Origin of the sequence: Cupriavidus sp. KB_39 (assembly GCF_052114485.1) — a bacterium.
Classification (GTDB): Bacteria; Pseudomonadota; Gammaproteobacteria; order Burkholderiales; family Burkholderiaceae; genus Cupriavidus.
Genome location: NZ_JBFREV010000015.1, coordinates 59,285 through 82,585, shown reverse-complemented (window position 1 = coordinate 82,585; position 23,301 = coordinate 59,285). Strand labels below are relative to the sequence as shown.

The following is a 23,301-nucleotide window of genomic DNA, read 5'->3' as shown; positions in this document are numbered from 1 at the left end:
TGCCGCCAGCGTCTCGGGGCCGGCGTCGTTCGCGCCCGGCTGCACGCGCAGCGCGCCAGGGGGATGATGCGGTGCAGTCAGGTCGCCAATCGCCAGTCGTGCGGTCATCGGGTCTCTCCCTTCAGCGTCATGTCGGATTCCTGCGATCGGATGGGTACGGGCCGCACGGCCAGGCGGCGGTAGAGCTGCAGGTAGTGCTGGCCCATCGCGTCCCAGCCCTGCGCCAGCATCGCGGCGCGGCCGACCTGCCCCATGCGCCGCAGCGCACCGGGGTCGGCCGTGAAGTGGCGGATCGCGGCGGCCAGCGCCACGGCGTCGTCGGGGTCGTCGATCACGATGCCGGCGCCGTCCGGCACCAGTCCGGCCGCGCCCGTGGAGCGCGCGGTCAGCACCGCCATGCCGCTGGCCATGGCCTCGAGCACCACAAGCCCCATCGGCTCGTACCGCGACGGAAACACCAGCGCGTCGCAGCTGCGCATCAGCGTGGGCATGTCGGCCACATGGCCGAGGAAGTGCACGCGGTCAGCCAGCCCGAGTTCGCGGGCGCGCTGCGGATAGGGGCTGCCTTCGGCGTTGCCGGCCACGGCCAGCGCCACGGGCTCCGGCACYTGGGCGAGCGCCGCCAGCACGGTATCCAGGTTCTTGCGCGGCGTGCGCAGGTCGCCCGCGAACAGCAGCAGCGGCACGCCCACCGGCAGCCGGAAGCGCGCGCGGCAGACCTTGCCCGGGGCGAACTCGGCGGTATCCACGCCGTTCGGGATGACCTCGATGCCRTCCACCGGCACGCCGGTCGCCCGCAGTTCCGCCACGATGCGCGGCGACACCGCCACCACCGCCCGCGCGCGGCGGAACGCCATGCGCTCCAGCCGGGCGTTGAGCCGCGTGTAGGCCCATTGGTAGGCGGCGCGCGCGCCGTCGCGCAGGCGGTAGGGGTAGTAGCCGGAATGGAGCCAGCCGTGGTGCACGAAGTGCGCCGTGTTCACATCGGCATGGGCCCAGGTGATGAAGCCGTTCACGTGGACGATGTCGAACTGCCGGCGGTGCCGCGCCAGCCACCAGCCACTCGCCACGGCGAAGGCCTGGTAGCGCAGCAGCGCCGTGGGCAGCCGCGCCTCGGGCACGGCGTGCCAGCGCACGCGCGGATGCTCGCGCCACATCGCCGCCACCTGGCTGGCCACGAGCGTCACCTCGCAGCCCGCCGCCAGCGCCGCCGCCACGATCTCGTGGTTCACGCGGCCCTGCCCGTCGTTGCGGTCCACCACGTGCGTGACGATGGCGACACGCAGCGGCGGCACGGCCGACACTGCCGAGGCCCCTGTGGCGGATGCCGGCATCATGGCGTGGCCCCGCCCGATGCGGCCAGCATGCGCGCGTAGCGATGGCCGATCACGGGCAGCGTCACGCCGAGCTGGAACAGGATGCCGTCGAACGCGTTCAGCGTGTTGCTGAACACCAGCATCGACACCAGCGCGATCGACGTCCCCACGGCGGCGGCAAGCAGCCGGTTGGACTTCATCGCCAGCCCGCGCTTCATCGCCCGGCCAATCATCCACAGCAGCCCGGTGAGGTAGAGCAGCGTGCCGGGCCAGCCCATCACGAACGGAATCTCCATCAGCCCGCTGTCGAACACGCCGAACTTGCCGAGCTGGCTGGTGGCGGAATCGAGCTTGGTGCCGATGCCGACCGAACCCATGCCYGCCCCGGCGATGTCGCTGGTCGCCGCGGCCAGGAAGGACTCGTAGAAGCGCATGCGGATCTGGAAGCTGCGGTCGTCCTTGATCGAGGTGACGCTCTCCATGCGGTCCAGCACCGGCTTGGCGAACTCCTCAACGGCGAACATCGGCACGGACAGCGCGGACACGATCAGGATGGCGAGGATCACCCGGGCACGCGTGCGGGCGTCGATGCAGGCCAGCGCGTAGATCCCGCCGATGATCAGCCCGCCCCAGGCCGAACGCACGGCGGTGAGCATCAGCACCACCAGCCCGGACACCGCGCCCACCCAGACCACCTTGCCGCGCCCGGCCAGCATGAACAGCAGGCCGCCCATCAGCACCGTGGCGAGCGGCCCCGGCGAGTTGAGCGTGCTGAACACGCGGAAACTGAACGGCAGCGGCTCGCCCACCGAGCCGATGCCCGATTTCAGCATCCACATGGCGTCCCAGGGCGGCATCAGCACGTACTGGATCACCCCGTAGATGCCGATCACGAACATGCCCCAGCTGAACGTGGAGACCAGCACGCGCGAATAGACCGGGAAGTGCTTCCAGGTGGCCAGCACATGGAAGCCGACGAAGACCGGGATGATGGCGTAGCCGAACGAGAACAGCGCGGACGGCACCGAGTTGCGGATGCATCCCACCACCAGCGCGTACGTCATCGCCAGCACGATCAGCAGCGACGGGAAGGCGCGCYTGGTCGCCACCACGCGGTAGTGGGTGAGCACGGTCAGGCCGCTGAGGATGGCCACCAGCACCGGCGCCATCTGGATCGGGCTGATCGGGTTGTAGGCGCCGTTGAAGAAATCGGCGATGCGGCGCACCTCGGGCGAGAGGAAGTAGAGCCAGCACATGAAGGACACGTACTCGGCCGGGTTGCGCCGGTAGCACATCAGCCCCACCAGCACGGCGCCCACCGGGTACGCCAGCTCCACCACGCGGCCCAGCCTGAGCAGGATCAGCACCAGCACGAAGGCGAAGAACAGCCCCGGCACCAGCGCCGGGTGGAGCTGGCGGTTGGCGCGGCGGGGGCCGTCGAGGGCGAGGGTCATCACGGGCGGGCTCCCGGGAGGGGTGCGTGGTGTGCGTGACGTGCGGGGCGGCGCATCAGGCGGGCTGCCCGGACGCGCGCGCGAGCGTGTCGCTCAGGCTGTCGGACTGCGGCACGGCCTCGCCGACCACGGTGTTGAGGATGCCCCCCACCACGTTGCCGCCAGCGCGCTTGAGCCGCTTGACCGCATCGACGATCTGTTCCTCGGTATGGGCGCCCGTGCGCAGCACCATCACGGTGGCGCCAGCCAGCGCGGAGACGGCCATCGCATCGTTGTGGTCCAGCACCGGCGGGGTGTCGATGATGACGAGGTCGTAGGTGCGCGAGTAGGTGTCCAGCGCCTGGCGGAAGCGGGTGTTCATCAGCAGCTCGGCCGGCGTGGCGCCGAAGTTGCCGGCGGGCACGATCCAGAGGTTCGACACGCCCGTGGGCACCACGGCCTGGTTGGCGTCGATGCGGCCGCCCAGCATTTCCGAGAGGCCCATGCCGGCGGCCCGGTTGAAGTAGCCGGACAGGCGCTGGCGGCGCAGGTCGCCATCGATCAGCAGCACGCGGCGGTTCGACTTGGCCAGCAGCGTGCCGAGGTTCGACGTGACGAAGCTCTTGCCGACCCCGGAGGTGGCCCCGACCATCGCCACCACGCGGTGGCCCATCTGCTCCAGCGTGAACTGGAACTGGGTGCAGATGCCGCACAGCGCCTCGATGGCCTCGTCGTGCGGCCGGCTCTCCGCCAGSACCGGACGGGTGGCGGCGGGCAGCCATTCCTCGGCGCGCTCGGGCGTCACCGGCACGTGCTCGGCGCCGGCCAGTTCCACCGGCAGCGGCAGCTCGGGCGGGGCCGTGGCCTCGAGCCGCGAGTAGTCCTCCAGCCAGCTCTGCGCCGGGCTGAACGGAATCTCGCCGAACATCGGCAGCGCCAGGCGGCGTTCGATCTCCTCCATCTCGTGCATGCGGCCAAACACCGCGCGGCGCATGAACACCGTCAGCACGGCCAGCACCAGTCCGAGGATCAGCCCGGCCGCGATGATCAGCGCCCGCTTGGGCTTGACCGGCGACGACGGCACCAGCGCCTCGTCCAGCACATGCACATTGCCGACCATGCCGGCGCGGTTGATCATCAGCTCCTGCGTCTTGTTCTGCAGCGAGATGTAGATCTCCTGGGCGATCTTCACGTCGCGCTCCATGCGCACGCCGGCCTTCTCGGACGCGGGCATGTCGTGGAAGCGCGATTCCAGCTTCTGTTGCAGCGCGCGCAGCTGCCCGAGCTGCGTGTCGATGGTCTGCACCTGCGGATGGCCCGGCATGAAGCGTTGCAGCAGCTGCGTGCGCTGCAGGTTCAGCTGGGCGATCTGGCGATCCAGCTCCAGCCCGCCCGCGAGGTAGGACTGGGCTTCCGACGTCGGCTTCACCGCGCCCTGGCGCTGTTGCAGCGCGGCCAGCGCGTCCTCGGCCTTCTCCAGGTCGGCGCGCACGCGCGGCACCTCGGCGTTCAGGAAGTCGAGCGTGCGGGCGGTTTCCTCCTGATGCCGCTCCAGGTTCTGCCGCACGTAGGACTGCACCACCGCGTTGGCGATCTGCATGGCGCGCACGCGGTCGCTGCTCTCCATCGAAATCTGCACGATGCCGGTCTGCTTGCCCTGCTCCAGCACCAGCAGCGACTTGGCCAGCCCGCCGATGGCGGCAAGCTGGTTCGAGCGCGTGACCGTGAACTCGGTGCCGGGCCGCGCCACGAGCTTGCCGATGCGGATCTGCAGCGGACCGTCGTCGGCAATCTCGCCCACCTGCCCGGTCAGCAGCTTCACCCCTTCGGGGTCGTACAGCGCGAAGCTGTCGTTGCCGAGCGCGCGCAGCGTCAGCGGCACCCCTTCCAGCGCCGCCGGCACGCCGAGCAGTTCCAGGTCGATCTGCTCGCCGCCCCAGGCGTAGCGCGACAGGCCGAACCAGGCCGGCGCCGGCTCGCCCGACTTGGCGAAGCGCCGCGCCAGGTTGCCGAGATAGGGCATCACCACCGGCGACACCGAGACGTTGAGTCGGAACGCGTTCACCACCGGCTCAAGCACCGAGCGGCTGCGGATGATCTCGATCTCGGTCTCGGTCCCCAGCTGCGAGGTGCCGCCCATCACCTGCGAGGCACGCGACAGCGGGCTGTCCGAGTTCTTCGCCTGCACCTGGAGCAGCGCATCCGCCGCGTAGATCGCCGGCAGCGAGTAGGCGTAGAGCGTGGCCACCGCGGCCACCACGGCCGTGATGCCGATCACCCAGCCAAGCTGCTGGCGCACCATGCGCACCAGATCGCGCAGGATGAACTCGTCGTCCTCCAGGGGCAGTGGCGTACCGTAGGGACGCTGGAAAGGGGTATTCATGTCGGCTCCGTCCTGACGATGCTAGCGAGCCAGTTCCACTGTGAAGAACAGGGTCTGGATGGTGGGGGTGATCTGGTCGAGCACGCGGTTGAAGCGCACGGCGTCCGAGGTGCCGACGTAGACCACATCAAGTGGCTCGAGCCGGAACTGCGTGGACAGCAGCATCGCGTCCACCTGGGTCATGTCCAGCCGGTACACGTCGGGCGTCTGCGGCTTGTCGCGCATGCCACGGATCACGAAGATCTGGCGCGGGTCGGCCGCCTTCACGTCGATGCTGTTCACGCCTGCCAGCGCGTCGGCCAGCGACAGCCGTCCCTTGTTCATCAGCAGCGACTGCGGGCGCGCCACCTCGCCGAGCACGAAGATGCGGCTGGACAGGCGGTCCGGCACGTAGACCACGTCGCCGCCGCGCAGCAGAAAGTCATGCGCGCCGTTGCGGCGTTCGATCAGCGCCTCGAGGTCGAACTCGAACAGCTTGCCGTCGCGGGTCAGGCGCACCTTCTGCACGTCCGCCTCCGGCGCGAAGCCGCCGGCCCGCGTGATGGCGTTGACCAGCGTCACCGGGACGTCCGTCACCGGCAGCATGCCCGGCGTGCGGACCTGCCCGGTCACGTCCACGCGCTTGCTGCGGTAGGCGATGACGCGCACATCCACGCGCGGGTCGCGCACGGTGTTCTTGATCGCCCCGGTGATCATGGCGCGCACCTGGTCGACGGTCTTGCCGCCCACGCGCAGCTTGCCCACCGGCGGGTAGTACATCTCGCCGGTACGGTCCACGCGGTAGCCGCTCTGGTCCGATGGCAGCCCGGTCGGGGTGACCTGYGGCACGCCGGGCACGGGCGCGGTGGCGCCGGTGACCGGGGCGGTCAGCAGGCCGGAACTCATCTCGGGGTGGTCGAGCACGGTCACGCCGACGAGGTCTTGCGGTCCGATCAGGTATTCGTAGCCGTCRAGGTCGTCGCCCAGCTTGCCCGTGCGGGCCGGCGAATCGGGCACGGCGGCGGCCAGCGCGATGGAGTCCGGTTGGGCGCGCACCACGTCGGCGGTGATCAGCTTGACCGGATAGACATCCGTGCCGGTCTTGGCGGACAGGTCGTCCTGGATGCGGCTGCTGTCCAGTGCGGGCCCCGGTGCCCAGGTGCAGCCGCCAAGCGCGGCCAGCATGGCCAGCGTAACGAGGCGGGGGAGGAATCGATTTACCATGGCAGCTTCTCCTTGTCGGCGCCTGCGCGCCCTTGTTGCTGCATACCGATGGGAGTCATTGAAGCGCCGCCGGCATCGGGGCGGACGTCTGTTTCCGCACGTTCGGGCACACCGGACGTGGGCGGCACCACGTGGGGCATGCGCCGCATGGCGTCGGGGGCATGCAGCGCCATCAGGGCGTCGGCCCGGGCGCGCTGCGCGAGCGCCATGCGCCGCCAGGCGCGGCCACCCTCGCCGCCCAGGCACAGCGCCAGTGCGCGCAGCCAGCCCGGGTAGTTGCGCGAGCCCGCCAGCACCTGCCACGCGCCCGCCATCGCCCGGCGGCTGGCCGGCACGCCGGTGGCGCGCAGGTGCTCGTCGAGTACCAGGTGGAGGTTGTAGCTGGCGTTGTAATAGGACTCGGCGTTGAAGACCGCGCGCTGGTCGGCATCGGCACGCGGCGCCGGAAAGTGATCGACACACAGCGCCGGGTCGTACAGCAGCCGCCAGCCCGCACGGCGCACGGCCAGGCTGAAGGCGAGGTCGTTGTGGACCTGGGCGCCCGCGCCGCGCAGCCGCGTGTCGAAGCGCAGCCCGGCCACCGCGCTGCGCCGCCACGCCATGTTCACGCCCTTGAGCACGTCCACGTCGCGCGGCGCGCCGGCGCCGATGTGATGATTGCCGATCACGCGGCCGTACCAGCGCACCTGGCCCACGCAGTTCGCCGCGCCTTGCAGGACGCGGCCGGCTTCGTGCACGCGGTCACGCCCGCCCACGCCGCCGAGGCTGGCATCGCGCGCGAAATGGCCGCCGATACGCGCCAGCCAGTCTGGATGCGGCGCGGCGTCGTCGTCGGTCAGGCACAGGATGTCGCCGCGCGCAGCCGCGAAGCCGCGGTTGTTGGCGGCCACCTGGCCCGGCTCGTCCACCGTCACCAGGCGCAGGCCCGGCAGGGTGTCGGCGCTGGCCGTGGAGAGCCAGCGCGAGAGCAGCGCCAGCGTGGGCGCGTCGTCGGCGCGCGCCACCACCACCACCTCGTCGGCGGGGCGCTGCTGGCGCGCCAGCGCGCGGAGGCAGCGGTCCAGGTCGTCGCAGCGCCTGTAGCTGGGAATGATTACCGATAGGTCCATCTTGGCGTCCCCCGGCGGATCAGCGGGCGGGCTCCATTGCCGCGCTGCCTTGCCGCCACATCACATACCGTGTCTCAGTACGCCCGCGCTGCTCTCAGTAGGCATTGCGCCGGAGCAAAATGCACGCCGGCGTGCGCAGGATGATCTGCATGTCGAACCAGAACGACCAGTTCCGGATATAGAACAGGTCGAACTTGACCCGCGTTTCCATCTTTTCCACCGTGGACGTCTCGCCGCGATACCCGTTCACCTGCGCCCAGCCGGTCAGGCCAGGGCGGATGCGGTAGCGGTGCATGTAGCCCTCCACCAGGTTCTTGTAGAGATCGTCGTGCGCCAGCGCATGCGGGCGCGGCCCCACCAGCGACATCTGTCCGCGCAGCACGTTGAGCAGCTGCGGCAGTTCGTCGATCGACAGCGCCCGCAGCACCGCGCCCACGCGCGTCACGCGCGGATCGCCGCGCCGCGCCTGCGTGACCGTGCCGGGCGCCTCGTCGTGCAGGCACATGGTGCGGAACTTGAGGATCTCGAACTCGCGGCCGTCGTAGCCCTTGCGGCGCTGCCGGAAGAACACCGGCCCGTGCGAGGACTGCTTGACCAGCGCCGCCACCACSACGAACAGCGGCACCAGCGCCACCAGCGCCAGCGCAGCCGCCACGCGGTCGAAGATCTCCTTCGGCCAGAGCTGGTATTCATCGGCCGGCGAGACGGCCAGGTTCAGCGTGGGATAGCCGAGCACCTTGTCCACCGAGCACTGCAGRTGCGGCAGGCCGCGCAGGTCCGGCATGTAACGGATGTCAACAAAGTCGTTGCGGAACTCGCGCACGAAGCGGCGCACCAGATGCTGGTCCGCCAGCGGCAGCGCCAGCCAGATCTCGTCGATGGCGCGCGCGCGGACCATGCCGGCAAAGTCGCGGAAGTTGGCGCAGACCGGCACGTTGTGCAGCCACTCGGGGGCATCGTCGCTCTCGTCATAGACGCACACCGCCCGATACTGCGCGCCCGGCGCGTGGGCCAGCTGCGCCAGCATGTTGCGGGCATGGGCGCGCGTGCTGACCACGGCCACCGTGCGCGTGCGCGTGGCCGCCCGGCCCAGCCGCCGCGCCACCCAGCCCGGCACCAGCCGCGCCAGCACCAGCATGCCCGCGGAGGCGGCGGTCACGGCGATGAACCACGAGGTCGGCACGTTCTCCAGGCGCGGCGTGCACAGCAGCGCCATGCCGGCCAGCGCCACCACGCCGCAGGCCGCCAGCACCCGGTGGGTGAGCTGGCTGAGCGAGCGGTCGCGCCACTGGCCGTAGACCCCGAACGCGGCGAACAGCACCACCGCCAGCAGGGCGTTGAACAACACCAGCATGGTCTGCGTGTCCGACCAGGCCAGCGGCAGGCCATGGCCCGGCAGCGCGGCGGGCACCATGAGCTGGTGCACCAGCAGCGCGCTGCCCGCCACCAGCAGCAGGTCCAGCGCGCAGGCAATCAGCCCGGTCATCGCGGCATCTCCTTACTTGCGGCCATAGTTGTCCTCGAAGCGCACGATGTCGTCTTCCCCCAGATAGGCGCCCGACTGCACCTCGATGATCTCCAGCGGCGTCTTGCCCGGGTTTTCGAGCCGGTGCAGCGTGCCGATGGGGATGTAGGTGGACTGGTTCTCGCTGAGGATGCTGACGGTCTCGCCGCAGGTGACGCGCGCGGTGCCGCGCACCACCACCCAGTGCTCGGCGCGGTGGTAGTGCATCTGCAGCGAGAGGCTGGCGCCCGGCTCGACCACGATCCGCTTCACCTGGAAACGGTCGCCATGGTCGATGGCGTCGTAGCAGCCCCACGGGCGGTGCACCTTGCGATGGTTGACCACCTCGCTGCCATGCTCGGCGCGCAGGCGCTGCACCACGTTCTTCACGTCCTGCACGTGGGCCTTGTCGACCACCAGCACGGCGTCGGCGGTTTCCACCACCACCACGTCATGCACGCCCACGCAGGCAATCAGCCGGCCTTCCGAGTGGGCGAGGCAGGCCGTCGCGCCATCGAACACCACGCGGCCCCGCGCGGCGTTGCCAAGCGCATCCTTGGGCGCGATGTCCCAGATCGCGGCCCAGGAGCCGACATCGGACCAGCCCGCATCGAGCGGCACCACGCGCCCGGGCACGTCGGGCAGGCTTTCGAGCTTTTCCATCACGGCGTAGTCGATGGAGTCCGACTGGCACGCGCCGAAGGCTTCGCGGTTCAGCTTGTACGTGTCGCCACCCGCCTCGCCAGCCTCGTAGGCGGCGCGGCACTGCATATACATCTCGGGCTGGAGCTGGCTCACCGCGCGCAGCCACACTGCCGCGCGCACCACGAAGATGCCGCTGTTCCACCAGTAGCCGCCCGAGTCCACGTAGTGGCGGGCCAGTTCCAGGTGCGGCTTCTCGACGAATTTTTCGAGCGTGTAGGCGCCATCGACCGCCGTGCCGCCGGCGCGGATATAGCCGTAGCCGGTTTCCGGCGAGACCGGCACCACGCCGAGCGTGACGATGGCACCGGCGTCGGCATGGCGCACCGCCGTGGCGAGCGCCTGGCGGAACGCCGGCACGTCCGTCACGCTGTGGTCGGCCGGCGTCACCACCAGCACCACATCGCCYCCATCCGTAGCCGCCATCGCGTGCAGCGCCGCCACGGTCAGCGCCGGGGCGGTGTTGCGGCCGCAGGGCTCGGTCAGCAGGCGCGCGGGCTTGCCGGCGCGCTTCATCATGTCCGCGATCATGAAGCGATGTTCCTCGCCGCAGACCACCARCTGCGGCGGCTCGATGCCGGCCGGGCGGCCTGCCAGCACCGCCACGCCGTCGAAGCGGTGCGCGGTGGCCTCCAGCAGCGTGTCTTCCGCCACGAGGTTGAGGAGCTGCTTGGGAAACTGTTCGCGCGAGAGCGGCCACAGCCGCGTGCCGGCGCCACCGGCCATGATCACGGGCTGGATCGGAAACTGGATGACGGGCAGTGCCGCGGTCACGGGCGGCGCGAGGGCTGCGCCGAGCGTAACGGGCGGCAGGCCCACCGGAATCGGTTGGTTCATGGAATGCTCTCCCGGCCGGGCCGCATGCGGCTCAGCGTGTCAGACGGAACAGCCGGGCGCGCGCGCGGGGCGGCTGCCAGACCATGCCGATGAAATGCGTACCGTGTTCCAGGTACGGGCCCTCGCGCTTGCTGAAGCCGAACCCCTCGCAAAATTCGCGCAGGTAGAACGGCACCTGGATGCCCACCGGCGCACCGGGCCAGCGCGTCTGGATGGCCTCCTGCGCGCTGCGCATCAATGCCTCGGCCGTGCCGTCGCCGCGACGCGACATGCGCGTGAGGAACTTGTCGATCCGGATCTCGCTGCCTTCCCCCTTGAGCAGGCGGGCGTAGGCCACCACCTGCTGTGTGTCCTCGGCCGGCTCCACGCCGAGCACGTGCGTGCCGACGATGTCCTTGCCGTCGACGTCGAGCAGCAGACTGCCCTGCTCCACGATGAAGACCTCGCTGCGCACGCGCAGGATCTGATACAGCTCCCGCGTGGTCAGCTCGCTGAATTCCTTGTCCACCCAGTTCATGCCCGCCTTCCTGGTCTGTCCAAAGGCATGGACGGCGCTGCGCACTGCGCTCACGCTCCCCATGCTCACCGCTGTCTCTCAATGCGCGCGCCGCAACGCTGGCGGCACGCGTCCCAATCCATGAGTTGCAGTGTAGGAACGGCCCCTCGCCGTCTCTGTACGCTKCCGCACACCTTGCCCGGCGTGCGGTGGCGTGCCCATCAGAGCGCGAAAAGGCCGGGAAAAGTGCCACTGCCTGCACGCGGCCTGCCCCTTGCCGGTGCCCCGCCAGCATGCGCGCAAACGTGCACCTTGCTGCGGCGCCTGTGTTGCCTCGCGCACCAATCTTTGGCGCGGTTGGGGCTGTAATGGAGACCGTCTGGCCGCGCCCGGCTGCGCGGCATGCCTACACAGCGGAGGAGAATCCATATGAATGTCACGGCGACCCTGGCACGCAGCACGCCGCAGCCCGCGCCGCATGCGCTGCATGGCGAGGACGTGATCTGGCAGGAGACCAACTGCTACATCGACCTGTGGATCGAACTGCTCAACGGCTGGGGGCTCGARCCGCGCGCCGCGCTGCCGTTCACCGTGACGCAGGACTTCGAGGGCGATCACTTCACCTTCTTCAAATACCCGACCAACGACATCGAGCGGCTCTACGGCACCGTGGTGCAGGAGATGGCGCTCTACGATGCGCTGGAGGCGCATCTCGTCGAACAGGTCGGGCGCGGCCACACGGTGCTGGTGGAGGTAGACAGCTACTACCTGCCGGACACCAAGGCCACTTCCTATCGGCAGAAACACGTCAAGACGTCGATCGGCGTGGACATGATCGACGCGCAGGCGCGCCGGCTGGGCTACTACCACGGCCTGGGCTACCACACGGTCAATGGCGACGACTACGAGGGCCTGCTGCGCCTGACGCCCGAACTCTCCGGCAATCCGGACCTGCTGTTTCCCTACGCCGAGTGCGCCAAGCGCGTGCGCGCCCCGGTGGCGCCGGGCATGCTGGCCGATGCCTCGGTGCGGCTGCTGCGCGAGCATCTGGCGCGGCGCCCCGCCGCCAACCCGGTGAGCCGGCTGCGCGCGGTGTTTCCGTCGCATATGGAGCGGATGCTGGCGCGCGGCGATGCCTACTTCCACCAGTACACCTTCAACGTGCCGCGCCAGCTCGGCGCCAACTTCGAGATGCTGCATCACTACCTGACGTGGCTCACGCGGCAGGGGCACAAGGTGCCCGAGCCTGTGGTGGACGCGGCGCACAGCATCGCCACGGAAGCCAAGGTGCTGCAGTTCCGGCTGGCCCGCGCGGTGGCGCGCGGCCGGACCGATGCCTGCTCGGACTGCCTGGATGTGCTGGAGTCCGCCTACGACCGCACGCTGTCTGGCCTGGTGGCCACGTTCGGCGCGGCGGGGCCGGTGCACGTCCATGCGGGTGCCTGAGGGCGGCGGCGCCATGGGCGGCGCGGGCGACGGCCCGAACGAGGACGGACACGGGGACGGACACGGCGGCCACGGGCCGCATGGCCCGGGGATGGTGCACGCCCTGATGGAACCGCTGCTGTTCGACGGGTGCTACGGCTGGCTGCACCGGCCCATCGTCCCCCTTGCCCCCCTTGCCCCCCTTTCTGCCGATCCCTGCGGCGTGGTGCTGTGCAACCCGTTCGGGCAGGAAGCGATCATGACCCACCGTGGCTGGCGCTACCTCGCCACGGCGCTGTCCGCCAACGGCATGCCGGCGCTGCGCTTCGACTACCACGGCACCGGCGATTCCGATGGCGACGAGAGCGATCCTGCCCGGCTGCAGGCGTGGACGGCCAGCATCGTGGCCGCCGTGCGCGTCCTGCGCGAACGTACCGGCGTGACGCGCGTGGCCTTGTGCGGCATCCGCCTCGGCGCGCTGCTGGCGGTGCTCGCCACGCAGGAGATGGAGGCGGAGGCGATCGACGCGCTGGTGCTGCTGGCGCCGGTGGTGCGTGGGCGTGACCATCTGCGCGAACTGCGCGCGTTGCAGAGCACCGCGCGATCGTCCCCGGCCGACCAGCTCGATCCGGCCGAGACCGAAGACTTCATGACCGTGGTCGGCAACCGCTTCTACCGCGACACCATCGACGCCATCCAGACGTGCGACCTCGGCAAACCCGGGCAGCTGCACCAGCGGCCCGCCGCACGCATGCTGATCCTGTCGGCCAGCACGCTCGACGGCGCCGGGCGGCTGGCCGAGAGCGCCGCCGCGCTCGGCTGCGACGTGACGCAGGCGCCGTTCGACGAATACGAGACCTATGTCAGCTACCCCGAGCTGAACGACCTGCCCTGGCAGGCGTTCCGGCACACCACGGCGTGGCTGGCCGGCGTACCCGAGACCGATGTGCGCGAGCCCGACAACGCGCGCGTGCGCCGCCTGTCCGCCGACGACGCGCCGGTGCTGCACGGCGACCGCTTCGTGGAGCGCCGCGCGCACTACGGCGCCGACGGCCTGTTCGGCATCCTGTGCGAGCCGCCTGCCGCCGCGCGCGGCGACGGCGCGCCGGTGGTGCTCATCATCAACACCGGCGCTGGCCATCATGTGGGCGATGCGCGCATGGGCGTGCTCTGCGCGCGCTACCTTGCGCGGCGCGGCATTGCGTCGATGCGGATGGATCTGGGCGGGATTGGCGACAGCGTCTCGCTGGCGCTGCCCCAGTACGCCTTCCAGCCCTACGGCAGCCACCTGCGCCGCGACGTGACCGCCGCCGCCGCGTGGCTGGCCGCGCAGGGCTTCGGCCGGGTGGTGCTGTTCGGCATCTGCTCGGGCGCCTTCGTGGGGCTGCACGCGGCCACCGGCAGCGAGCACGTGGCGGGCGCGGTGCTGGTCAATGTGCAGAAGTTCCAGTGGCCCGAAGGGCTCGGCATCCAGGACGTGGTGCAGCAGCGCCCCAGCCCGCGCCAGGCGGCCACGCGCGTGTATCTGACCGCCGCGCTGGACACGCAGAAATGGGTACGCGTGTTCAAGGGCGACGCGGAAATCGGCTCGATTGCCATGGAGTTGAGCCGCCGCATCGTGGCCCGCGTGCGCACGCGGGCGCAGACACTGGCCGCGTGGATTACTCGCGCTGATACGCCAGTGCGTCAGGTGCACGGCCTCATTCGTCGGCTCGATGAACGCAGCGTGCCGGTGTGGCTGGTCTTCGGCGGCTACGATCCGGGCCTGGGGGAACTCGCCACGCACTTCGGCGCGCGCGGGCGGCAACTGCGGCGCTATCGTCATGTGAAGTGCGTGATTTCGGATGAAGTGGACCACGCGCTGCGGTCCTACGCGGCACGCGAGGCGGTCTACGCCATGCTCGACCAGTACCTGCGTACCCATTTCTGCGAGGACGCAGACACCATCGCGGCCCTCGTGGCCGGCATCGATCCGGAGCCGGCGCTGCGCTGAACCAAGGCGGTACAGCGGTCGAWCGGGCGCCCGTAGCCGGGCACCCAAGGCACTCAGAACACGAACTCCCGCCGCACGTGGTCCACCACGGTGACCGTGCCGGTGCTGGTCATATGGTGCGAGCCGATCAGCCGCCGGCCGAAGTCSGGGTCGATGCGGCGCACCTCGCGCTCGCGGTACGCCTCGTCGGAGACCGCCAGCACCTCGTTGACGATCAGCCCTTCGCCRTAGCGGTCGAAGCCCTGGCGCTGCGCCAGCCGGTAGATGCGCCCGCCGTCCATGATCAGGCCGGCATTGCGCCCGCCGGCCGGGTCAATCCGCACCGGGTTGGCCGCGCAGGGCGTCCAGTCCGTGCCGAGCGGGGACGGCCCCGAGAACAGGTACAGCTCGCTGCAATGGTCCTTCACGTCGGCGGGGTCCATGCTGGTCAGCATCCACCATTTGCCGTCGCGCGGGAACAGCACGGTGTCCGCGGCGGAGACGTTGTCCATCAGCACGGCGGCCAGCTCCCACTTGAGCGGGAATTCGGCGCACCGATAGACGCGGATCTGTCCGGACCCCGAGCATTCGGGGCACATATATAGCGCCCCTTCGTACGAGAACAGGTACGGGAACGACATGTGGTACGGCTCGACGATCACCGCGCCAAGGTCCACCGCGCGATGGCCGACGATTTCCAGCGCCGAGATATGGGCGCGGCCGGTGGCGTAGCGGTAGTCCTCCACGAAGCAGACCACGCGCCCATCGGGCCCGGTCCACAGGAAGGGATCGGCCCAGAAGCGGCCGCGCGGCGCGGTCACCTCCACGGCCTGCCGCAGATCGGCGTTGCGCCAGGAGCCTTGCAGGATCGAGATGCCGAACTTGCGCCGCATGTGCAGCGCGCGCTGGGTGCCCTTGATCGCCGCGCGCTTGAACAGGCGGCCCGCGTAGCCGACGAGGTCGCGCGCACGGGGCCGGGCCAGCCCGGGAACCGGCGCGCCGGCSGGCGAGGGCAGCGTGCCCGTCGTGGCGATGCCCGTCAGCAGCGCGCGCAGGTGCACATCGGCCTTGCGGTACAGGTGGGCCTGGTTTTCGAGGTAGCTCACGCGCGTGCCCACCCGGCCCGCGCGCAGCACGCGGCGCGTGCCGTCGATGCGTTCGATGGCGAAGCCGGTGGCCGGCTCGGCGTGCCGGCATTCGTCGAAGCCGGCGGCTGGCGCCACGCCGCCCCGGCCATAACGCATCCACAGCGTGCCGATGCGCGCGGCAGCCGCAATCCGCGCATCGACCGTGGCGGGGCCGAAGCCGAGCAGCAGGTCCAGCCCGAGGGCGCGTACCTGTTCCACCGCGGCGACGTCGAACTGYATGTGACCGTTGGCGCCGGGCATCGGCGCGGCAATGTCCAGGCGCTCGGGGATCGAGCGCGCGAGGTCGTGGCGGGTCAGGTGGCCGCGATAGGTACCGCGCAGCACCGTGCCTTCGGCCCGCATCAGGCCGCGCAGCGTGGCCGCGAGCAGGCGGTCCCACGGCGAGACGCCGCCCTGCACGGGCCCGTGCACGATCAGATGGGTGATGGCCAGGCCCGGCTGCTTGCGGGCCCAGAGCACGAGCTGGTAGAGGTGATGCAACGCCTGCGGGCTGTCCAGCAGCAGGCCGATGCGTAGCGGGACGACTGCCGCCTGGGCGTCGCCGCCCGGCTTGGCATCGAGGTCGGGCAAGTCAAGCGAGGTGACCGTCATAGCGGGCTCTCCGGTTGGCGCAAGGATCCTTCGGCAGGAATGCGATGCGGCGCGGCGTGATGCCGCGCCGCATCGCCCTGCGGAAATCAGGCTTGCACCAGCGCCGGCAGCAGGCGGTCGTACTCGCGCTTGACGAGCTTGTAGCATTCGCAGGAATGCTTCTCCAGCCCGCAGCGATCCAGCACCGTGATGTGGCCACGGCTATGGTGGATCAGGCCCAGGTCCTCGAGCTTGCCCGCCGCTTCGGTCACGCCCTCGCGGCGCACGCCGAGCATGTTGGCGATGACCTGCTGCGTGATCACCAGTTCGTTGGAGCTCATGCGGTCGATGGCCAGCAGCAGCCAGCGGCACAGTTGCTTGTTGAGCGAATGGTGGCGGTTGCAGGCGGCGGTCTGCGCGATCTGCGTCAGCACGGCCTGCACGTAGAGCAGGGTCACGCGTTGCAGGGCGGGCATGTGGGCCAGTTCGGCACGCAGGGCGCGGGCGGGGATACGGTAGGCGAAGCCGGGGCTGCGCACTTCCACGCGGCTCGGCATGGTGTCGCCGCCGGTGACCACGGGAATGCCGACGAGTCCTTCGTTGCCGACGGCCGCGAATTCCACCGTGGCGCCGTCTTCGAGCAGCGACAGCAGCGAAACCACCGACGTGGTCGGGAAGTACACGTGGACGATGCGCTGGCCCGAGTCGGTCAGCAGCTCACCGGCGCGGAGCCGGACCAGTTCGAAATGCCGCGAAAGCGTTTCCCATTCGTGACGCGGCAACGCGTTGAGCAGGTGATTGACATGCAAGTCTGACCGATGCGTAATCATGGTGATTCTCCTCCCTCTGACCCGGGAGCAGCATCGGTCCTCCACCCCGCATGGCAATCTCCATGCAGGCTGTGACCCGATCTCGCCGCTCCACCCGTTTGCGTTTTCTGGCGATCTCTGGCAGCCCCGTAGCTGCCACCCTCTTTACCCCCGGCACCTCGCGGGCCCCGGTTTTGCTATCTCGTTGTTGACTCTATTAAGGGCCATGCAGATCAGAATCGACAGTAGGCAGACGGTTGGTGCGGCGGTCATGCTTTGGGAGGGAAGGAGGATACAAACGGCGGAGAGGCGGGGATGACGCGGGGATGACGCGCGACGGGCCGGASCCGGCGGATRTGCCGCCCTGCCGCGCCGCATATGGCGCAGCGGGCAGGGGTTGAGAGGATGAGATCAGGCGTCGTAGGAGAGCGGGCGCTCGGCGTTCAGGGCGGAGATCTCGCCTGAAGGAATGGCGTCCGACCCGCCCCCTCCCCCTGCCTCATTCATCAGGCGGATACGCCGCGATTCCCCCGGTCCRAGGTGGAACCAGTCCTGCTCCGGGCGGTACGCATGGTCCTCGATGTGCACCCAGCGTGCAAAGCGCTGCGCGCTGACGGTCAGCCACCACACGCCCTCCAMCTGTTCCACCTGSGCACTCAACCCTGGCGCGCGCAGCGCGGCGGCGCGGCGGTCCGGCAAATACGCCGCCTGGCTGAGCAACGCGTTGCTGTCCGCGGGGTCGTGCAGGGTGGCCAGGACGACGTCGTGCGCGGGCGGGCCGAAGCGGTAGGCGTAGGTGAAATCGAAAAAGTGATCGATGAGTTCCGCCGCGACGAGCCGGCGCGTCTCGCGCGGGGCCAGCGTGAGCGTTTGCGTGGCGTGGACGGTGGCGATTTCGCCATCGCGCAGGCAGCGGAAGGTCAGTTGCACGGTGCGYGGCGTGGCCGATTCGTTGACCACGTGCACGTGCAGCCCGTTCAGGCCCTCGTCGGTGATCAGCACCTGGAGCGGCTGCCAGACCTGCCGCAGCGCATGCCAGGCCGATTTCGGCCGGCCCCGGGCATCGACGATGCCCCAGCCGGCGCCCGGCAACAGGTCCTGCAGTTGCCAGACCAGCCCGCCCATGCAGGTGGAACCGGCGCGGCGCCATTCGCTGAAGACGTCGGTCATGATCTCGGCCACCACGGCGCGCGAGAGCGCGAGGTAGCGCGCCGGCTGCTCGTAGCGCAGGCGGGGCGGATCGACCTCGTACAGCGCCCGCAGGTAGAAATCGCGGATGTCCTCGAAATCCCAGGCGGAACCGGCGTCGCGCGGCACGCGCGCCTTCCAGCGCGGGTCGTGCAGCGGCTGCGAGAGCCCCGCCTCGGTCAGCGTGCGCGCGCACGGCACGTTGGCGAAGGCCAGGCACTCGGACGTGAAGCGCACGTTGGCCAGCCGGGCATCGGCCAGCGGGCGCTGGTAGGCGCCCACGCCGTAGTAGTGCGTGATGCCGGTATCGGGCTGGAACGGCCAGGCGCCTTCGCTGGGCGAATTGCGCACATAGACCACATCGGGACGATGCTCGGCCACGAGCGCGGGAATCAGGGTGTCGAACAGCGGCTGGCGCCACGCGCCGCGCGGCGTGCCGAGCATGGCCGCCTGCTGCTCGGCCTCGCTGCCGCCGCAGAGCACGGCGAGGCTGGCATGGGCGCGCGTGCCGGCCAGCCACTGGGCGACCTCGCGCGCGGCGTCGTCCATCAGGGCCGGCGACGCGCTGGTCTCGCTGCCATAGTCGAAATTGGCGAACATGAAGTCCTGCCAGACCATCAGGCCGAGGGCATCGCATTGGCGGTAGAACGCTTCGCCGGGATAGCAGGTCACGCCGCTGACGCGGACCATGTTGGCGCCGGCATCGCGCGCCAGCCGCAGCCAGTTGGCCACGGCGTCGTCGGTGTCGGCCAGGCCCGGCAGGTCGTGGCTGGAGACGCAGGCGCCCCGGCAGAACACGCGCTCGCCGTTCACGCGCAGCGCAAACGCGCCGGGCTCGCCGTCGCGATCTTCGGTGATGGTGCGGAAGCCGGTCTGGCCGCAGGGGATGGCATGGCCACCCACTTCGGCCTGCACGCGATACAGCGCCGGCTCGCCGTGGGTATGGGGCCACCAGCGCCGGGCATCGGGCACGCGCAGGGTGCCGGCCAGCGAATGCGCGCCCACACGGCGCAGTTCGCCCTGCCAGACCCCGCCATCGGACCCTTCGGCCCGGAAGCTGCCCTGCATCGGCGCCGGGCCGGGAAAGTGGAGTTGCAGTGCCACCACGCCGTCGCGGCCATCGAGATGACCGGCCAGCACGGCGCGCGCGCCATGCACGACGTCCGCGCCTTCGGGGTGCAGCAGTTCGATGTCGCGCCACGGGCCCACCGCGTGCACGGGCGGGCACCAACCGGGCATATGGCCGAGCAGCGTGGTGCGCACCGCGCGCAGCGTGGGCGGCTGGATCATGCGCGGCTTCCAGCGCACCGCGCCGCGCTGCGTGCGCAGCCACGGATGCAGCGCGCGGAAGCAGATATGGAGCACGTTGTCCGCACCCTGGAGTTGCACCGCCACCTGGTGCGCCACGAACATATGGCGCGTGGTGAGCACCTGCACGCCGTTGAGCCAGACTTCGGCCAGCGTCGCCAGCCCGTTGCAGCGGAGCACGCGGCGGCCACTGCCGGCGAAGTGGAGCCGATACCAGTAGTCGTGCTGGTGCAGCGGGGGCGGGGCGGACTCGTCCCACCGGCCGGCGGCGCGCAGCGCGCTGGCCACCGTGCCCGGCACCGGCGCGGGCAGCCAGTGCCCGTCCTCGCCCAGTTCACGGGGATGCGTGGCCGCGCCGGCCAGCGTCTCCAGGAAGGTCCAGTCGCCCTCCAGCCGCGCATCGCCCACGGCCACGCCGGACCACAGGACAGGTTGCAGCGCCGGTTCCGGATCACGCGCAGTCATGAGACGGTCTCCCCGAAATAAGCGGCCAGCGCCGGCACGGTGCCTTCGTACGACAGCTCGAGCTGGTCGAGGCAGTCCTGGCACGGGTCCGGCTTGTGGCTGATGACGGCGCGCATCAGGCGGAACTGCATCACCATCGCCTCGGACGCCATCGTGTAGCAGGCTTCGCAGATGGCGTCTGGCAGCGGCTGGCCGTGYTCCGAGAGCCAGCGCAGGTAGCGCCCCAGCAGCTCGAAGTTGGCGCCAAGCTGCCGCAGCACGCTGGCCGCGTAGACCTGGAAGTTGGGCTCGCCGCGCGCCATCAGCTGCTCCAGGTGCGCGGGAAACGCGCTGCGGAACGCGGTGATCGGGTTCTGGCGGGGCCGGCAGGCCAGGTGGTGACGCAGCAGTTCCAGCGAGGCCGCGACCAGCGCCTCCCCCGCCTGCGCCGGAAAGCGCCGGCGCACGACCTCGGCATGGGGGAACGCGGGCGCCTCCCACTCGGGGGCGATGGTCGCCTGACGGAAGATGGCCGTGTAGTCGTCCCCGCTGGCCGTGTGGTAGCCATCGCCATGATAGAAGCCCACGGCATTGGCCTCCGGTACCAGCACGTCGATGCCGATGGCCGAGCGCGTGTGCTGGCGGCGGTAGGCATTGGGCGGCTGCGGCAGGTAGAAGCCGTCCACTTCCAGCAGCACCACGTTGCCCCGGCAGGTCTGCGCGGCCACGTGGGTCTCGAGCTTGTCGTAGGTGGACAGCTCGTTGGTGTGGATGCCGTACAGGCGCTCAAGATCCCCAGGCGGAAAGCTCGCCAGCGTGAACTGGTCGCCCTCGAAATCCTGTGTCACGGCAAACGGCAGGGCCGCCACGGGCTCCAGCTCCCATCCATGCAGCAGCTCGACCCAGAGATCGATATGGCGATTGGCGTGTGCCCACACCGGATTGCCACCATGCAATGCCGGGCCGCCCCGCGGCCGAAGCCTGCCGTCACCGTACATTTACTGGCCTCCGAGCGTTTCCCGTACCGACTGCGGCCAACGGGCCGGATCCAGCCCGTGATGCTTGAGCAGCGCCAAGGTGAGACGCTCGATGCCAAAACCCACGCAGCCGGTGTGCGCCGTGCCGCCATCGGCGGTGCGGATGCCCCACAGCGCGCCGAAGTGGTCCATGTGATAGTTGAAGCTCATGCAGGCGGTGGGCCCCAGCCCGTCGTTCACCGGAATCAGCAACTCGAACTTGAGCTTCAGCTCGCGCTGGCTGTCCGCCACGATCTTGCCGCCGCGCCCGAAGAACGGGTCGTTGGCCACCTCCACCTCCATCGGCAGGCCCAGCGCCTGCACGGCGGCCTGGCCGCGCTCCATCCACAACTGGCGGAACGCGATGATCTGCTCGGGCGAGCCSATGCACACGTATTCGTGCTGGCGGAACAGCTGCATGCGGGTGGGCTCCAGCGACGGCTCGTGCCGGTAGCAGTAGGACATCACGTTGATGATCTTGCCCTCGGGCGGCAGCGGCCCGCGCCGCGCGACGACCGGATACACCGGATAGCAGGCGGCCGGCGTCAGCACCACGCCGGTGGGCTGCTGCTGGTCGGTCCAGTCTTCCTTGTCCTCGAGCCGGGCCAGCAGGCGGCGATGGCCGCGGTCGTCGCCGCAGAAGCTGTGGATGGTGCCGGCGAGCTGCGGAAAGCTCTTCAGGTACTCGCTGGTCTCGAAGTCGTGCTGGCCGATGGCCGGCGGGAAGCGCAGCGTCTCGGCATGGTGATCCGCGCCCAGCCGCATCACCATGCGGTTGAGGCTTTCGGCGATGGCCTCGAAGGTCTCGCTACGGCCATACAGCCCCAGCACGCCGCTGGGAAYCAGCAGCCCGGCCTCGGTCAGCTGCTCGAGGAAGGTGGGCGCAGCCGCGCTGCCACCGGCTCCGCCGATGGCCTGCGCGTCTGCCGTTACGGTTTGGGCGTCCATGGAAGCTCCTTGTTTCGACTTCTCTCAGGTCCGGTCGGCCAGCAGCAGGTTGGCCGTGTTGGACAGGATGCGATCGTTGTTGATCATCAGCGGCGCCGACCACAGGTCGCGCAGATGGCGCCCCAGGCTGAACGGCGTGCCGTGCTTGTAGCCGGCCATGCCGCAGACCAGCATGGCCTGCTGCACGACTTCGAGCGCCATGGTGGAGACGGCCGTCTTCAGCCCGTTCATCTCGGCGGCCAGGGTGAAGGACGACACCCCCTGGGCCACATGCCGCGCGCGCTGGTGGGCGAGCGCGAGGTCCAGCCGGGCCTCGATCATCTGGAGCAGGCTCACGGCCTCCGCCACGCGCGGCGCGGACGGCGGCATCGAGCCCGGACGCGCGCGCGCCTGGCCCTGGAAGAAGGTCTTGGCGCGCTGCACGGCATCGCCGGCAATGCCGAGCCAGAGTGCGCTCCAGACGATGTGCGACACCGGCGTCATGGTCTCGTCGGCAATCTGGCCGAACGGCACCGGCAGGATCTGCGCCACGTCGCCCGCCGCTTCGAGGCGGAAGCCGTTGCTGCAGGTGCCGCGCATGCCGAGCGTGTCCCAGGTGTTCAGGCTCTGCAGCGTGTAGTCAGCCTTCAGCGCGCAGACCAGCACCTGGTCGGACGGCGCGGCGTCGGCGCTGCGGCGTGCGGTGATCAGGATGCCGTCCGCGTGCGCGCCGTACGAGATCGTCGGCGCCATCTTGAGCAGGTGGAAGCGCTCGCCCTCGGCGTTGACCGCGCAGCCGCTGTTGCGCAGCGCGCCGCCAATGGCTTCCTCCGAGGTGGCCGAGGCCAGCAGCAGCTGCTCGCCCGCCACGCGGGACAGCAGGCCCTCGTGCCACGGGCTGCCCATGCCGTGCTCGAGCACGCACGCCACCTGGATCTGGTGCATCGCGTAGACCATGCCGGTGGCGGCACAGGCGCCGCCCAGCACGCGGCAGATGGCGGCCACGGTATCGAGCGTGGCGCCGGCRCCGCCGAGGTGCGTCGGGATCATCGCGCCGAGCAGGCCGTGCTCGCGCAGCGTGACGAAGGCTTCATCCGGGAAGCGCGCGTCGCGGTCCACCGCATCGGCATGCGTGGCGGCGACGGCGGCGGCAGCCTGGGCGGCGGCGATCAGGGCGGCGGGGTCCGCCGGTGCGGGATGCGGCGACGCCTGGTCCACCGCGGCGAGAACGGGGTTCATCACGCAGCCTCCTGCAGTTGCGAGGCCGCCGCCGCGAGCGAGTTCACGCTCTTGAAGAGCTGGCGGGTCAGCATGTGATCCGGAATCTCGATGTTGAACGCGTTCTCGATGGCCAGCATCACGTGCACCGTGGCCAGCGACGACAGGCCCGCCTGGTAGAGGTCGGCCTGATCGTCCAGCGTCTCGATGGGGACGTCGAGGCGGGCCACTTCGGCAAGGATCTGTCGGATGGTTTCCTTCATGGCGTATCTCCTGGTCAGAAGGCAGGTGTG

General features: G+C 70.0%; 17 protein-coding genes. 2 read left to right on the top strand and 15 right to left on the bottom strand.

Annotated elements, in window-relative coordinates:
* Nucleotides 1-104: 104 nt before the first annotated feature.
* The 8 genes from AB4Z27_RS13750 to AB4Z27_RS13715 all read right to left on the bottom strand — a co-directional run bounded on the left by AB4Z27_RS13750 (nucleotide 105) and on the right by AB4Z27_RS13715 (nucleotide 11,004).
* The gene (locus tag AB4Z27_RS13750; RefSeq protein ID WP_255370796.1) at nucleotides 105-1,337 is read right to left on the bottom strand and encodes a glycosyltransferase family 4 protein; all 1,233 of its coding nucleotides are present in this window, start codon (nucleotides 1,335-1,337) and stop codon (nucleotides 105-107) included.
* Complete coding sequence (locus tag AB4Z27_RS13745; protein WP_441644627.1) at nucleotides 1,334-2,773, bottom strand: O-antigen ligase family protein; 1,440 nt, start codon at nucleotides 2,771-2,773, stop codon at nucleotides 1,334-1,336. Before AB4Z27_RS13745 ends, AB4Z27_RS13750 begins: the two co-directional genes overlap by 4 nt.
* Before the next feature lie 52 nt (nucleotides 2,774-2,825).
* Nucleotides 2,826-5,132 (bottom strand): polysaccharide biosynthesis tyrosine autokinase, encoded by a 2,307-nt coding sequence (locus AB4Z27_RS13740; protein WP_092294236.1) that lies wholly within the window; start codon nucleotides 5,130-5,132, stop codon nucleotides 2,826-2,828.
* Between the two features lie 21 nt (nucleotides 5,133-5,153).
* Nucleotides 5,154-6,335 carry a polysaccharide biosynthesis/export family protein gene (locus AB4Z27_RS13735; protein WP_092294234.1) on the bottom strand — a complete coding sequence of 394 codons (1,182 nt, stop codon included), beginning with the start codon at nucleotides 6,333-6,335 and terminating at the stop codon, nucleotides 5,154-5,156.
* A complete protein-coding gene (locus AB4Z27_RS13730; RefSeq protein WP_092294232.1) occupies nucleotides 6,329-7,444 on the bottom strand; it encodes a glycosyltransferase in 1,116 nt (371 codons plus the stop codon). The genes AB4Z27_RS13735 and AB4Z27_RS13730 overlap by 7 nt, the downstream gene beginning before the upstream one ends.
* Nucleotides 7,445-7,538: 94 nt before the next feature.
* The gene (locus AB4Z27_RS13725; protein ID WP_092294230.1) at nucleotides 7,539-8,930 is read right to left on the bottom strand and encodes an undecaprenyl-phosphate glucose phosphotransferase; all 1,392 of its coding nucleotides are present in this window, start codon (nucleotides 8,928-8,930) and stop codon (nucleotides 7,539-7,541) included.
* Nucleotides 8,931-8,942: 12 nt separating this feature from the next.
* A complete protein-coding gene (locus AB4Z27_RS13720; RefSeq protein ID WP_441591183.1) occupies nucleotides 8,943-10,487 on the bottom strand; it encodes a mannose-1-phosphate guanylyltransferase/mannose-6-phosphate isomerase in 1,545 nt (514 codons plus the stop codon).
* A gap of 31 nt (nucleotides 10,488-10,518) precedes the next feature.
* A complete protein-coding gene (locus tag AB4Z27_RS13715) occupies nucleotides 10,519-11,004 on the bottom strand; it encodes a GNAT family N-acetyltransferase (RefSeq protein ID WP_092294228.1) in 486 nt (161 codons plus the stop codon).
* 408 nt (nucleotides 11,005-11,412) lie between these two features.
* On the opposite strand from AB4Z27_RS13715, the gene AB4Z27_RS13710 reads away from it, so the two are divergent.
* Complete coding sequence (locus tag AB4Z27_RS13710; protein ID WP_255370795.1) at nucleotides 11,413-12,429, top strand: DUF1839 family protein; 1,017 nt, start codon at nucleotides 11,413-11,415, stop codon at nucleotides 12,427-12,429.
* Nucleotides 12,416-14,401 (top strand): serine aminopeptidase domain-containing protein, encoded by a 1,986-nt coding sequence (locus AB4Z27_RS13705; RefSeq protein ID WP_441644626.1) that lies wholly within the window; start codon nucleotides 12,416-12,418, stop codon nucleotides 14,399-14,401. The genes AB4Z27_RS13710 and AB4Z27_RS13705 overlap by 14 nt, the downstream gene beginning before the upstream one ends.
* A 53-nt stretch (nucleotides 14,402-14,454) precedes the next feature.
* On the opposite strand, the gene AB4Z27_RS13700 is transcribed toward AB4Z27_RS13705, so the two are convergent.
* The 7 genes from AB4Z27_RS13700 to AB4Z27_RS13670 all read right to left on the bottom strand — a co-directional run bounded on the left by AB4Z27_RS13700 (nucleotide 14,455) and on the right by AB4Z27_RS13670 (nucleotide 23,271).
* On the bottom strand, nucleotides 14,455-16,119 hold the full coding sequence (locus AB4Z27_RS13700; RefSeq protein WP_441644625.1) for a glucosamine inositolphosphorylceramide transferase family protein: 1,665 nt from the start codon (nucleotides 16,117-16,119) through the stop codon (nucleotides 14,455-14,457).
* 86 nt (nucleotides 16,120-16,205) lie between these two features.
* Complete coding sequence (locus AB4Z27_RS13695) at nucleotides 16,206-16,928, bottom strand: Crp/Fnr family transcriptional regulator (RefSeq protein ID WP_092294220.1); 723 nt, start codon at nucleotides 16,926-16,928, stop codon at nucleotides 16,206-16,208.
* 390 nt (nucleotides 16,929-17,318) lie between these two features.
* The gene (locus AB4Z27_RS13690; protein WP_441644624.1) at nucleotides 17,319-19,868 is read right to left on the bottom strand and encodes a glycoside hydrolase family 2 protein; all 2,550 of its coding nucleotides are present in this window, start codon (nucleotides 19,866-19,868) and stop codon (nucleotides 17,319-17,321) included.
* Nucleotides 19,865-20,845 (bottom strand): DUF1839 family protein, encoded by a 981-nt coding sequence (locus tag AB4Z27_RS13685; RefSeq protein WP_441644623.1) that lies wholly within the window; start codon nucleotides 20,843-20,845, stop codon nucleotides 19,865-19,867. Before AB4Z27_RS13685 ends, AB4Z27_RS13690 begins: the two co-directional genes overlap by 4 nt.
* Entirely contained in the window at nucleotides 20,846-21,811 is a 966-nt protein-coding gene (locus AB4Z27_RS13680; protein WP_441644622.1) for an amino acid--[acyl-carrier-protein] ligase, read from the bottom strand.
* 24 nt (nucleotides 21,812-21,835) lie between these two features.
* On the bottom strand, nucleotides 21,836-23,029 hold the full coding sequence (locus tag AB4Z27_RS13675; RefSeq protein WP_441591187.1) for an acyl-CoA dehydrogenase family protein: 1,194 nt from the start codon (nucleotides 23,027-23,029) through the stop codon (nucleotides 21,836-21,838).
* A complete protein-coding gene (locus tag AB4Z27_RS13670) occupies nucleotides 23,029-23,271 on the bottom strand; it encodes an acyl carrier protein (protein WP_092294208.1) in 243 nt (80 codons plus the stop codon). The genes AB4Z27_RS13675 and AB4Z27_RS13670 overlap by 1 nt, the downstream gene beginning before the upstream one ends.
* Nucleotides 23,272-23,301: the final 30 nt, after the last annotated feature.